The organism is Parabacteroides sp. AD58 (assembly GCF_023744375.2).
Taxonomy (GTDB): domain Bacteria; phylum Bacteroidota; class Bacteroidia; order Bacteroidales; family Tannerellaceae; genus Parabacteroides; species Parabacteroides absconsus.
This window is the reverse complement of sequence record NZ_CP146284.1, coordinates 1,680,327-1,693,540: the sequence shown is the minus strand read 5'-3', so window position 1 is coordinate 1,693,540 and position 13,214 is coordinate 1,680,327. Positions and strand designations below refer to the sequence as shown.

Below are 13,214 nucleotides of genomic sequence, written 5' to 3'. Positions count from 1 at the left end.
TTAACAGATAATGTTCATTTGGGAGTTCGTAGTTTGTCAAACTCAAGATCAAACGAACTATCTTTTCATTTTAATTGTCAACGATAATCTTTCAAAGTCTTTTGTAATTCCTGACGGGCAAAAAAGATTCTGCTTTTAACTGTCCCCAGCGGAAGATTTAACTTTTCTGCTATTTCGTTATACTTATATCCACTTACATACATGGAGAAGGGAATCTTTAAATCTTTATTCAGATTTTCGATAGCTTTGGATATTTCTTGTATCTGATAAGATCCTTCTGGTGAGTCAAAACCTGACTCGTTCGTGATATCCAAGTTATATAAGTCCACACCTTGATCAACAACCGTCTGGGTTCTTACGATTTTATGGTAGTTGTTGATGAAGATATTGCGCATAATCGTTAATACCCATCCTTTGAAGTTTACATTGTCGATGAACTTTTCCTGATTATCCAACACTTTCAACGTTGTGTCTTGCATCAGGTCTTGTGCATCTTCCCGATTGGCGGTAAGCATCAGAGCAAAGTTCATCATGTTCTCCTGCATACCTAATAAGTTCTTTTTAAATTGCAACGCGTTCATGTTTGATATCGAATTAAGTTAGACATTTGCGTGAATACATTCGTGTTTTCCTTTTAGAAAACATACAAATATAAGAAAAAGATTTGGTATAAACATGCGTTTAATGGATTTTAAAGCACTTCGTTGGATATTAAAAAGTTATGGTGTAGAACTTTAAGTTATAGCGTTTTCTGTTTTATTCTATAAAATCCTTATTGTCAAATATATATCCTTCTCTGATCTGGTAGAGGATCTGCTTGTCTATCACTGTATATTCGAGGATATGCATGCTGATTAAGTCGCTCAAAATCTGTTTGGCTGTAAAAATTTTGATATGAGCTGTCCGGCTGAACTGACTCAGGCTGATGGTCGGATTCTGTTCCAAATAGGCAAATAATGCTTTTACTGGCTTGTTGAGTTTTAGCAAAGCTCCTTGTGCTGACCGGCTTTTTTGCCAAGAAAGCACCAGCACTTCATTTGCCAAAATGTTCTCGTCGGCTACGCGGATATAGGCTTTGAATTTACCGTCTTTGTCGGGAGCCAGATAAGGGCGGTTATTTCCCGGCGCAATATAGATTTCCAGAACACATTTTCCTTGTACATTCCACCGGGTTGCCGTAAAATCTACCTGCGGTTTGGTGTACATCTGAGAGGCCGCCTCTATCATATAATATTCTTCTTCACTCTTAATCCCGGAAATATGGCCGTTGTCTTTTACGCCGATAAGTAATCTTCCTCCATCGGTATTGGCAAACGCACTCAAGGTTCGGGCAATCTTCTTGCTGTCGCTCACTTCGAACTTAAAGTCCTGTTGCTGATGCTCTCCTTGATCAATAAGTAACTGTAAGGGATGTTTCTTTATCATTTTGGCTCATTTTTTAGGCCACAAAAATAAAATAAATACCTAACTTTGTCAAAGAAAAATTTAAGAAGCCATGTCAGGTGTATCTGCTTTGATTTCAGATCTGGCCGTTATATTAATCTGTGCCAGTTTAGTAACTATTTTATTCAAGTGGTTAAAACAACCCGTTGTTTTAGGTTATATTGTTGCGGGGATTTTGGCTGGTCCTGCATGTGATTTTACGCCAACCGTAACAGCTACGGAAAGTATAAAAGTCTGGGCTGATATTGGTGTTATCTTTTTACTGTTTACCTTGGGATTGGATTTCAGCTTCAAGAAGCTGATGAAAGTGGGTGGAACAGCTATCACAGGAGCTATCACCGTTGTCGTCGGTATGATGCTGGTCGGGTATGCAACCGGTTTGGCATTAGGCTGGGGACATATGAATGCCATCTTTTTAGGAGGTATGTTATCAATGTCGTCAACGACGATCATTTTCAAGGCTTTTGATGATATGGGGCTGCGGAATCAGCGATTTGCCGGAGTAGTATTGGGAATACTGGTTGTTGAAGACCTGTTTGCGGTTTTAATGATGGTTTTGCTTTCGACTTTGGCAGTCAGTAAGCAAGTCGAAGGCATGGAATTGTTGAATAGTGTGATTAAATTGACCGTATTTCTGCTGTTCTGTTTTGTGATAGGTATTTACCTTATTCCTTCTTTCTTGAATAAATGCAGAAAATATCTGAATGATGAGACTTTGCTTGTCGTTAGTATTGGCTTATGCTTATTTATGGTATTGATTGCTACGAAAGCCGGTTTCTCATCGGCGTTGGGTGCTTTTATTATGGGCTCTATTTTAGCAGAAACCATAGAAGCAGAACATATTGAGAGATTGGTAAAACCGGTCAAGGACCTTTTTGGTGCGATCTTTTTCGTCTCTGTCGGCATGCTGATTGATCCGGAATTGTTGTGGGAATATAAATTCCCTATACTGATACTGACTATTATTGTGATGGTTGGGCAAATTTGCTTTGGTACATTTGGAGTCTTGCTTTCAGGCCAGCCTTTGAAGATTGCTGTTCAGTCTGGTTTTTCTTTAGCTCAGATTGGTGAGTTCGCGTTTATCCTGGCGTCGTTGGGTTTGACATTGAAAGTAACAGACCATTTCCTGTATCCAATAGTTGTAGCCGTGTCTGTTGTAACCACCTTTTTTACGCCTTACATGATACGCATGGCGGAACCGGTTTACAAACGGTTGGATGCCTGGATACCAGACCGCTGGAAACGCATGTTACTGAAATATTCATCAGGGTCTACAACAATACATCAAAAGAGTGACTGGCATCGGTTGTTAAAGTCGTTGCTGCGTATAGTGGCTACCTACACATCTGTTTCTGTTGTTTTGATTTTTGTCTGGTTGCAGTATGTTTCTCCATTGATTTTGTCTTATATACCGGGATTACCTGGAAGCCTTTTGTCATTATTATTGATTCTGGCTCTCATTTCTCCGATGTTGCGGGCTATTATCATGAAGAAGAATCATTCTGAAGAGTTTCAGAAGTTATGGGGAGATAGTAAATTCAACCGGGGTTCATTGGTCTCGCTGATTGTCCTGCGAATTCTTCTTTGCATTGCCTTAGTTATGATTCCGGTAGCTCGTCTACTGAATGTGGCGGTCAGCTATATGTGGGTTGTCGCTTCGATTGTGATTGGAGCCATTATTTTCTCACGGAAGTTAAAACACCAGTCTATTTTGATGGAGCGACGTTTCTTTAGTAATTTAACAGCCAGAGAGCAGGAAGAAGAAAAACATGCAACAATCAATCATCGTTTTGCCAATCATATGTTGGAACGTGATTTGCACTTGGCGGACTTCGAAGTACGCCAGAATTCTCCTACGGTCGGAAAGACTTTGAAAGAACTGAATTTCCGTAAGATATGCAATGTGAACGTTGTTACAATTATCCGCGGTAATATCCGGATCAATATACCAGGTGGAGATGAACGCTTGTATCCGTTTGATAAAATAATAGTAGTAGGTTCTGATGATGATTTGGCTCATTTCCGGACTTATATTGATGAGAAATATCAGGCATATAATAAGAATCTGTCAGAATCAAAGGAAGTGAATATCGAGCAGTTCCAAATACAGAAAGGTTCTAAGCTGATCGGACGTTCAATACAGGAGTCGGGCATTCGTGATAAGGCTACTTGTCTGGTGATCGGTATAGAACGTGGTGAGACCTCTTTGAAGAATCCATTACCTACGACGGTATTTGAGGAAGGCGATATCGTATGGGTTGTGGGTGAACATGAGAAGATTGTTCGCCTGAGTGATGGAGAAGTTTTATAATTTAATGAAGAATAGGTAATATATGAAGTTTATAGGAATAATTCCGGCCCGTTATGCTTCTTCCCGTTTCCCGGGAAAGCCTTTGGCGGATATGGATGGAAAGCCCATGATCCAGCGTGTTTATGAACAGGTAATTCAGGCAGTAGATGACGTTTGTGTAGCAACTGATGACGAGCGGATAGAAGCCGCAGTGAAGGTTTTCGGCGGAAAGGTTGTCATGACCTCAGATAAACATCGGAGTGGTACGGACCGTTGTTTTGAAGCTTATCAGAAGATCGGAAAAGGATTTGATGTAGTGATAAACATCCAGGGCGATGAACCTTTCATTCATCCGGAACAAATTGAGACCATAAAGGCTTGTTTTACGGATGATGAGATACAGATTGCTACATTGGTAAAGCCGTTCCGTCCTGATGATGATTTTGAAACCACCTTGTTTAATCCGAATTCTCCTAAAGTTGTTGTCAACAAGAAGATGGAAGCCATGTATTTCAGTCGTTCGATTATTCCTTATATTCGGGGAAAGAAATACACAGAGTGGTTACCTAACCATACATTTTACAAACACATTGGCATGTATGCTTATCGGGCAGATATATTGGCCGAGATTACAGCTTTACCCCAGTCGACGCTGGAACTGGCAGAAAGTCTGGAACAACTTCGCTGGTTGGAAAATGGATACAAGATAAAAGTAGGTATAACCGAACAGGAAACGATTGGAATTGATACGCCGGCTGATCTGGAAAAAGCACTGGTTTATCTTCGTCAGCATAAATAAACAAGGACATAAGACTTCCTTTTATTTCTTTTATTAAAGCGCAAAATGTAATATTCAGTAGTGGAGATTACATTTTGTGCTTTTATTTTTATTTATTGAATACGTATTTATTATTAACATACGAATCGGGCGCTATTTTCTATGAATCTTTAAATTTGCAATAACCTTTTAGTGCTTTATTAAAAATCAAAATCGAATTAACGCTATTTACATTATGAAAGAAAGAATTAAAGTAGGGATTATTGGCTTCGGACGTATGGGTGGATTTTACCTGACGGAAATGCTGAAGAATCCAAAGTGGGAAGTTGCCTATATTTGTGATGTTGATCCGGAAGCCAGAGCTTATGCTCGTAAATTTTCTCCTATGTCGAAAGTGGTGGCAGATGAGGATATTGTTTTTGCAGATCCTCAAGTGCAGGTTGTGGGGTTATTTACTTTGGCTAATAATCGCCTGGAACAAATTGAAAAGGCTGTTCGTGCCGGAAAACACATTATCTCTGAGAAACCAGTGGCTGATACCATTGATCGGGAATGGGAAGCTGTCAGGCTTATCGAAAGCTCTAAACAATTAGCTACGGTAAATCTGTATTTACGGAATTCCTGGTATCATAATACCATTAAACGTTTTATTCAGAGTGGAGAGATAGGTGAACTGGCGATCATCCGGATTTGTCATATGACTCCAGGTCTGGCTCCCGGGGAAGGTCATGAATATGAAGGCCCCGCGTTTCATGATTGTGGCATGCATTATGTGGATATTACCCGATGGTATGCAGGATGTGAATTCAAAACCTGGCATGCTCAAGCTATCCGGATGTGGAATTATAAAGATCCATGGTGGCTTCAGTGCCATGGTACATTCGAGAATGGTATCGTATTCGATATTACGCAAGGTTTTGTTTACGGACAGCTATCAAAAGATCAAACGCATAATTCGTATGTGGATATAATCGGAACGAAAGGAATTGCTCGCATGACGCACGATTTTAAGACTGCAGTTGTTGAGTTACGTGGTGTCAATCAGACAGAACGGATAGAAAAGCCTTATGGAGGGAAGAATATAGACGTTTTATGTGATTTGTTCGCCGATTCAATTTATGAAAACAAGTTGAATCCTCAATTAGCGATTGCCCGTGATTCGGCCCTTGCTTCTGAATATGCCTGGAAATTTCTGGAAGATGCTCGCCATCATGATCTGCCGGCTATTGGAAATCTGGAAACTTTGGATGAGATCCGTGAACGCCGGAAGCATATGACAAATGGATATGGATTGCTTCATCATCGTTGATCTCTTAAGAGTGAAAGTATTTGGAATTTATTTCTGCCCGTTGGGATAGTCTGACTGGCATAAAATAGAAAAGGTATCGGAATTTTGCATCCGATACCTTTTTTATAAGTTCTCAAACAAGAGCTTTCTCAGCTTTGTTTGTGACGATTGCTTTTCTGCTGTTCGCGTTGTTCACGCTGATGTTTCAATTGATCCTGCTGACGTTTTAACTGCTCCTGTTGCATGCGCTGAGCTTCTTCGAGTCGTTTCATGAAACCTGACTTTTTCATTGGACGACGCTTATTGGCTTCCAGTTTTGCCAACAGCTTTTCTTCATCTATGGTATATCGGAAGAATAAAGTCTGTGCAATTGTGATTAACGTAGAAATAAAGTAGTAATACGTCAAACCTGATGCATAGCTGTTGAAGATAAACAAAAACATTAACGGCATCAGATACATCACAGCCTTCATACCCGGCATTTGTTGCTGTCCGGTATTGGTCATTTCCATATTATATTTTGTATATATAATATTGGTAATGGTCATTAACAGACAGAATAAACTGATATGATTGCCAAAATAAGTAGAGATCAATGGAATTTGTGCATCCCAGCTGATGATAGCATCATACGTTGATAAATCATGAGCCCACAGGAAACTCTCGTGACGTAACTCAATAGCCGACGGGAAGAACATGAAGAGGGCAATCAAAATAGGCATTTGTAGCAGCATCGGGATACATCCACTCATCGGACTGGCTCCTGCCCGGTTGTACAATTCCATAATCTGACGCTGGCGCTCCATGGCCTGATCCTGATTCGGATATTTGGCATTGATTTCTTCCACTTGGGGACGAAGAACACGCATCTTGGCAGATGACATATACGACTTATAGGTCAATGGGAACAAAATCAGTTTGACAATAACCGTCATCAAGAAGATCAACCATCCATAGTTGCCGATAAAGCTTCCTAAGAAATTGAATAATGGAATGATGAAGTATTGATTAACCCATCTGAAAATACCCCAGCCCAGAGGAACCAGTTTTTCCAAACGTAATTCAGGTCCGTCTGAAACTATATCGTTGTAATCTTTCAGCAACGAATATTTGTTCGGGACGAAGAAGTATTGGAAATCAGTACTCTTTGTTCCATTCAAATCAAATGCAATTGATGCTGTAGTGTGGAAATTCTTCATGTATTCACCGGCATTATACATCTTAGAATCAAATTTGACATCCGTAAATCCGTCTTTTGATGCTAATACGGTGGAGAAGAACATATCCTTATAACCTATCCATTGCAAAGATTCTTTAACCGATTTGTTATCATTGCTGGTTTCACTCAGGTTCTCAACATCATCATTCGCTACCTTATAATATAAGCCTACATATCGGTTCTCGAATTTGCGACCTTTTTCCTGTTGGCGTATATCTTGTACCCAGGTAAGCGTAAGCGTTTCTGTTGCCGGAGAAAGAACGCCATTCAAGCCTGTCCCTTTTATAGAATAGTCCATGCGGTAATCGTCTGGTTGCAGCGCATAGATGAAGTCCAGATAACTTCCTTCATTCAGCTGCAAGCGCATTGTCACGGCATTCGGATCATTTCCTTTGATAGGAGTAAAGAACATGTCTTTTGTATTGACCCGCTGATTGGCTGCTGTTACTAATGACAAATCAAAGAATGATTCTTCCTGGTCGAACAAGACCAGCGGTTCGCCCTTATAATTGTCATATTCTTTCAGCGTTGCAGAAACAACGCGTCCGCCTTTGGAACTTAACTTGACAGATACTTTCTCATTCTCGAGAGTGACAAATTCTTCTTTTCCTGTCATCGCTGTGGCAAATGAACCAAAGCTGCTTGACAGACGATCCTGTTTTACAGAATCAGGAAGATTATTAAAGCTGGCCATTGGATCAGCTTGCTGCTTTTCCTGTTCAGCCTGTTTTGCCATTTCGATCTGGGCAATAGAATCCTGATAACGGCGTTGAGCTTCGATTTGTTCTGGAGTCGGGCGATTCAACCAACTAAAGCCAAACAAGACGATGCCGATCAGAACAAATCCAATAATTGTATTTTTATCCATTTAGAAATCAGTTTTTCTTATTAGCAATAGCAGCTTTTACAAAGCTCAGGAATAGAGGATTCGGATTAACAACCGTACTGTTGTATTCTGGATGATACTGAACTCCTACAAACCATTTCAGAGTCGGTATTTCTACAACTTCAACCAGATTCGTTTCCGGATTTTCTCCCGTACATTTCATTCCGGCTTCTTCAAACTGGGATTTATATTCGTTGTTGAATTCGAAACGATGACGGTGGCGTTCCTGGATGTGTTCTTTGCCATAAGCTTCATATACTTTCGAGCCTTTTTTCAAAACACAATCATAAGCACCCAAACGCATAGAACCTCCTAAATTAGTGACATTCTTTTGTTCTTCCATCAAGTCGATGACTTTGTGCGTTGTGTTCGGTTCCATTTCGGTAGAGTTGGCATCTTTGAACCCTAATACGTCGCGAGCAAATTCAATAACCATACATTGCATACCCAAACAAATACCTAAACAAGGAATATCATTTTCGCGGGCAAATTTGATGGCTGCGAATTTACCTTCAATACCACGCTGACCGAAACCCGGAGCAATTAAGATTCCATCCATATCCTTTAGCTGTTCTGCAACATTTGCGTCGTTCAGCTTTTCTGAGTGGAATAAATGCAGATCCAGCTTATGGTCATTGTAAATGGCTGCTTGCAATAAAGATTCGTCGATCGATTTGTAGGCATCTTGTAATTCAACGTATTTACCAACCAAACCTATTTTGACACTTTCTTTGGCAGCTTGTTTCTTTGCCAAAAATTCTCTCCACGGTTTCATTTCTGGCGTCGGGCCTACTTCTAAGCCGGTTTTACGCAAGACGATTTCATCCATTTTCTGGCGTTGTAATACCAGAGGAACTTCGTAAATAGTTGGTACGTCGATAGACTGGATAACCGCTTCTTCTGTTACATTGCAGAACAAAGCTACTTTACGTAGGATATTTCCGCTCAATTCGTGCTCTGTTCGAAGTACCAGGATATCCGGTTGGATACCTAAAGCCTGCAATTCTTTTACAGAATGCTGGGTAGGCTTTGTCTTGTATTCTTTGGCTGCAGCAATGTAAGGAACATAAGTTAAATGTACACAAATACAATTCTTACCTAATTCCCATTTTAATTGTCGTACGCTTTCAATGAATGGCAAAGACTCTATATCACCTACAGTTCCTCCGATCTCGGTAATGACAAAGTCAAATTTGTATTTGCTACCTAATAATTTGACATTACGTTTGATTTCATCGGTGATATGAGGAACTACCTGAACGGTTCTTCCCAGATAATCTCCTCTACGTTCTTTGTTGATTACACTTTGATAAATACGTCCTGTAGTAATGTTGTTGGCACGGGTAGTCTGAACATTCAGGAAACGTTCATAATGTCCTAAATCCAGGTCGGCTTCATGTCCGTCCACTGTTACATAGCATTCACCATGTTCATAAGGGTTCAATGTTCCCGGATCGATGTTAATGTACGGGTCAAACTTCTGGATAGTTACCTTATAACCTCTTGCTTGAAGCAACTTTCCCAACGAGGCGGAGATGATTCCTTTACCTAAGGATGAAACTACACCTCCTGTCACAAAAATGTACTTTGTATCAGCCACGATAGTAATATTTTAGTTCTCTTTTAATGATTTTCGTTATTCTTTTGCATGATTCTCTTTCATTCAGCGATGTGGGCTCTTTGTTTGAAAGAAACTCTCTCTTGAATGGCTAAGAGAATATAGCCTGCATTAAAGAGGCAAAGTTAGTTATTTTATGCTGTTCTTACAAAAAGTTGTAAATAAAATGAGCTTTTTATGCGCTTGTTAATGTTTGTTGATCTAAATATGTACTGAAGTACTGGGTAATTGCCATAATTTATCTAACTTTGCAGTTTAGACAGACTTAATGTGTGATTTTGATAGAATAAAGATGAAAAGAATAGCTATTATATTTTTGTTTTGGTGTTTAGGTTGTACGGGTTATCTGGTAGCGCAGGATTCGGTTTCATTTGTTCCAGTGGTAACTACACCGCAAGTCGAGTCTGCAGGTTTGCAGGATACGGTCATTACTATTGATGAGCGGGACTTACCAGATTTGAGAAGCCGGTTGGAAGAGTTGAATATGGATTATCAGTCGCCTGTCCCTTTAAACGATCGTTTACGTCAGTTACTGACGAAAGATGAATTACGGATGTCGCCTGAAGCGACTTGGCTTATCTCCCGTTTTTATGATCGTTCCAATCAGTTTGGACCGGATGTGACTTTCCGTGATACAATGATTGTGAATCCTTTGTTTTTACCAATCCTTTTCAAAGGTGATTATTTGCCTAAGAATTTGGTTTTTTATGATACAAAAGCCTTGGATCCGAAATATAAGCCGGCACCATTGATGCCGAATGATACGATTCCGGCGTTCAAAGATTATTTGATGGCGCAGGCAAGTGCTGACAGTGCGCATCGATATGTTGAAACGCATTACCCGATGTATTTCAGATATACCCAAGCTTCTTTACCGCAGGATGCCGTAAAGGCAAAGGTGATCAAGAAAGAAATAACAGAGGATTTCCCTTTGGTGGTTACTAAAGATGTTACTTTTGATAATGTTGAGGCTCCTACAAAGTTTATCCCTGAACGGCGTTATTGGACTTCAAGTTTTGAGAGTTCCTTGCAGGTGGCACAGAATTATATCTCTCCAAACTGGCATAAGGGTGGGGCAAGTTCTTTGAATTTGAACCATTATGAGTTTTTTGAGTATGATTATAAAAGAGATCGTATAAAAATAACTAATACGTTGAAGATTAAAAATAATATATATACGGCTCCAAATGATACTCTTCGTAATTATAAAGTAAGCGATGATCTGTTTCAAATCAAAACCAATGTGGGTTATCAAGCTTTTTCAAAGTGGTATTATACTTTTGATTTTGATTTTTCTACTCAGATACTTAGTAGTTTTGAGGAAAATTCAAACGTAAAATTAGCTGGTTTGTTAGCTCCGTATAGCATTACGGTTGGCTTAGGTATGAAATATGATTTGAATAAAACTTTTAAACAGAAGCATAAATCATTGACATTTAATGTAAACATAGCCCCGTTGTCTTATACTTTTAGACAAACAATCGATGAAAATATAAAGTTGGATAAGCATTTTCAGAAAAAAGCTGATGGGACACTTCCTACTGTAGAAAATTTATTGGGATCTTCTGTAGAAGCAACTCTTAATTTTCAAATAAACAGAAGTATAAGTTGGTATTCTCAATTTAAATATAAGACTTCATATGCTCGTATTGAGGGGGATTGGGAAAACCGATTCACCTTTGCCTGGAGTCGGTTCTTTTCATCTAATATAACATTGAATATGCGTTATGATGATGGTGTGGCTAAGAGTGAGGATTTTAATAGCTATCTGCAGATTAATGAGTTGTTGAGCTTTGGTTTTAATTACAAATGGTAAAGCAGATAGAGCCCTTGATTAGTGAATAAAAAGCTGGCGTATTTTTGTCGATTTATGCCGGATCTAAAAATAAAACCAACGGGAATCAAAAATGAAATTAGTGGAAATCATTTTTGATTCCCGTTGGTTTTGTTTTAATACCTCTTTTTACATAAAGAGAAGTTTGCGCTCTTTTCAGAATTTACTACTTTTGTGCATCAATGATCGTGCAGATTTAAACAAAATAATATCATGAAAAAAGAAGTAAAAAATCAGCGTTTGCAATCGCTGGATGCCCTGCGGGGATTTGACATGTTCTTTATTATGGGTGGAGGAGCTTTGTTTGTAGGTCTGGCCACTTGGTGTCCAACGCCTTTCTTTCTGGCGATAGCCGATCAGATGGAGCATGTGCCCTGGCATGGATTTGCCTTTGAGGATATGATCTTTCCTTTATTCCTCTTTATAGCGGGTATATCTTTTCCTTATTCTTTAGAGAAGCAGAAAGCCAGTGGCATGACATCTTCTGCTATTTATCGGAAAGTGATTCGTCGCGGTCTCGTATTGGTTTTGTTGGGTTGTATTTACAATGGCCTGTTGGATTTTGATTTTGCGAATCAGCGTTACGCCAGTGTTCTGGGACGTATTGGTCTGGCCTGGATGTTTGCCGCATTGATCTTTCTGAATGTACAGACTCGGATCCGTATCGGAATTGTTGCTGCAATTTTTATTGGCTACTGGTTGCTTTTGATTGGCTTCCCGGCTCCGGATGGAGACGGTGATCCTTTCTCGATGGGAGGAAGTCTGGTTGGTTATGTAGACCGAATGCTTTTACCGGGCCATTTATATAAGGAAATTCACGATCCGGAAGGTATTTTGGGAATTATTCCGGCGATAGGAACAGCCTCTTTAGGAATGCTTACCGGAGAATGGATTAAGCTGAAACGGGAAGGACTGACTGAAATGCGGAAGGTCGGTATGCTGATCTGTGCAGGAGCTCTGCTGATTGTCGTAGGACTGGTATGGAGTTTGGTTTTCCCGATCAACAAAAATCTTTGGACAAGTTCGTTTGCCTGTCTGGTAGGTGGTATATCCATGCTGTTGTTTGCTTTATTCTATTATATAATAGATGTAAAGAATTGCCGCCGGTGGACCTTGTTTTTCCGGGTTATCGGTATGAATTCTATTACCATTTATCTGGCCCAACATTTCATAGACTTTGAATTTACCAGTACATCTGTTTTTGGCGGACTGGCCTCGATCTTCCCGGAATCATTCCAGCCTTTGGTACTTGCATTAGCTTATATAGCTGTATGTTGGGGCTTTTTATATTTTCTTTACCGGCAAAAAATCTTTTTGAAAGTATAGGTCTGGCAGGAGGGTAAAAAGCCGGATAAGTTTTTATCATTTTATTATTTGCTCATTCATAAATAATATTTACTTTTGCCCACGATTTGCAAAGTCGAGTTTACAACTATGAGCGAAAATATCAATCATCCGGGAATTATAGAGCGCATTGAAAACAATGTAGTCTATGTTCACATCACCCAATATTCGGCTTGTGCCGGTTGCCATGCCAAATCTGCCTGTACGGCAGCAGACAAGAAAGATAAGATCATAGAAGTTGAAGATACTTCCGGAAATTATCAGATAGGTGAAGCCGTTCTTTTGACAGGGCAATCTTCAATGGGAATGGAAGCTGTCGTATTGGCTTTTGTATTACCGGTTATTGTTGTGCTGGTAGCCGTGATTGCCGGGTCGGCGATGGGATGGAAAGAAACGATGTCTGGTTTGTTCGGAATTTGCATGCTGATCCCTTATTATGGGATATTATATGTGTTACGTGACAAGCTGAAAAAACACTTTGTCTTCAGATTGAAAAAACTAAAAGAATAAACAA

The 13,214-nt window shown here is 39.6% G+C and carries 10 protein-coding genes; 6 read left to right on the top strand and 4 right to left on the bottom strand.

The features are described 5' to 3' along the window. Positions 1-77: 77 nt before the first annotated feature. Positions 78-581, bottom strand: coding sequence for an RNA polymerase sigma factor (locus NEE14_RS07525; RefSeq protein WP_251968167.1), 504 nt, complete (start codon positions 579-581; stop codon positions 78-80). 175 nt (positions 582-756) lie between these two features. Beyond that, positions 757-1,425 carry a helix-turn-helix domain-containing protein gene (locus tag NEE14_RS07520; protein WP_251968168.1) on the bottom strand — a complete coding sequence of 223 codons (669 nt, stop codon included), beginning with the start codon at positions 1,423-1,425 and terminating at the stop codon, positions 757-759. A gap of 70 nt (positions 1,426-1,495) precedes the next feature. On the opposite strand from NEE14_RS07520, the gene NEE14_RS07515 reads away from it, so the two are divergent. From NEE14_RS07515 to NEE14_RS07505, 3 genes are all read left to right on the top strand, one after another. Then, the gene (locus NEE14_RS07515; protein ID WP_251968169.1) at positions 1,496-3,754 is read left to right on the top strand and encodes a cation:proton antiporter; all 2,259 of its coding nucleotides are present in this window, start codon (positions 1,496-1,498) and stop codon (positions 3,752-3,754) included. Between the two features lie 22 nt (positions 3,755-3,776). After that, positions 3,777-4,532: a 3-deoxy-manno-octulosonate cytidylyltransferase gene (gene kdsB, locus NEE14_RS07510; protein WP_251968170.1), complete on the top strand. Its 756-nt coding sequence runs from the start codon at positions 3,777-3,779 to the stop codon at positions 4,530-4,532. A gap of 214 nt (positions 4,533-4,746) precedes the next feature. Next, positions 4,747-5,820 carry a Gfo/Idh/MocA family protein gene (locus NEE14_RS07505; protein WP_251968171.1) on the top strand — a complete coding sequence of 358 codons (1,074 nt, stop codon included), beginning with the start codon at positions 4,747-4,749 and terminating at the stop codon, positions 5,818-5,820. Positions 5,821-5,948: 128 nt separating this feature from the next. On the opposite strand, the gene yidC is transcribed toward NEE14_RS07505, so the two are convergent. Further along, positions 5,949-7,886 carry a membrane protein insertase YidC gene (gene yidC / locus NEE14_RS07500; RefSeq protein WP_251968172.1) on the bottom strand — a complete coding sequence of 646 codons (1,938 nt, stop codon included), beginning with the start codon at positions 7,884-7,886 and terminating at the stop codon, positions 5,949-5,951. Between the two features lie 7 nt (positions 7,887-7,893). Beyond that, positions 7,894-9,504 carry a CTP synthase gene (locus NEE14_RS07495; protein ID WP_251968173.1) on the bottom strand — a complete coding sequence of 537 codons (1,611 nt, stop codon included), beginning with the start codon at positions 9,502-9,504 and terminating at the stop codon, positions 7,894-7,896. 310 nt (positions 9,505-9,814) lie between these two features. On the opposite strand from NEE14_RS07495, the gene NEE14_RS07490 reads away from it, so the two are divergent. The 3 genes from NEE14_RS07490 (at position 9,815) to NEE14_RS07480 (ending at position 13,210) form a co-directional block, all read left to right on the top strand. Further along, positions 9,815-11,338, top strand: a complete 1,524-nt coding sequence (locus NEE14_RS07490; RefSeq protein WP_251968174.1) for a DUF3078 domain-containing protein — start codon at positions 9,815-9,817, stop codon at positions 11,336-11,338. 231 nt (positions 11,339-11,569) lie between these two features. Next, positions 11,570-12,682, top strand: coding sequence for an acyltransferase family protein (locus NEE14_RS07485; RefSeq protein WP_251968175.1), 1,113 nt, complete (start codon positions 11,570-11,572; stop codon positions 12,680-12,682). A gap of 108 nt (positions 12,683-12,790) precedes the next feature. Next, positions 12,791-13,210: a SoxR reducing system RseC family protein gene (locus NEE14_RS07480; RefSeq protein ID WP_251968176.1), complete on the top strand. Its 420-nt coding sequence runs from the start codon at positions 12,791-12,793 to the stop codon at positions 13,208-13,210. The last annotated feature ends 4 nt before the right edge of the window (positions 13,211-13,214 follow it).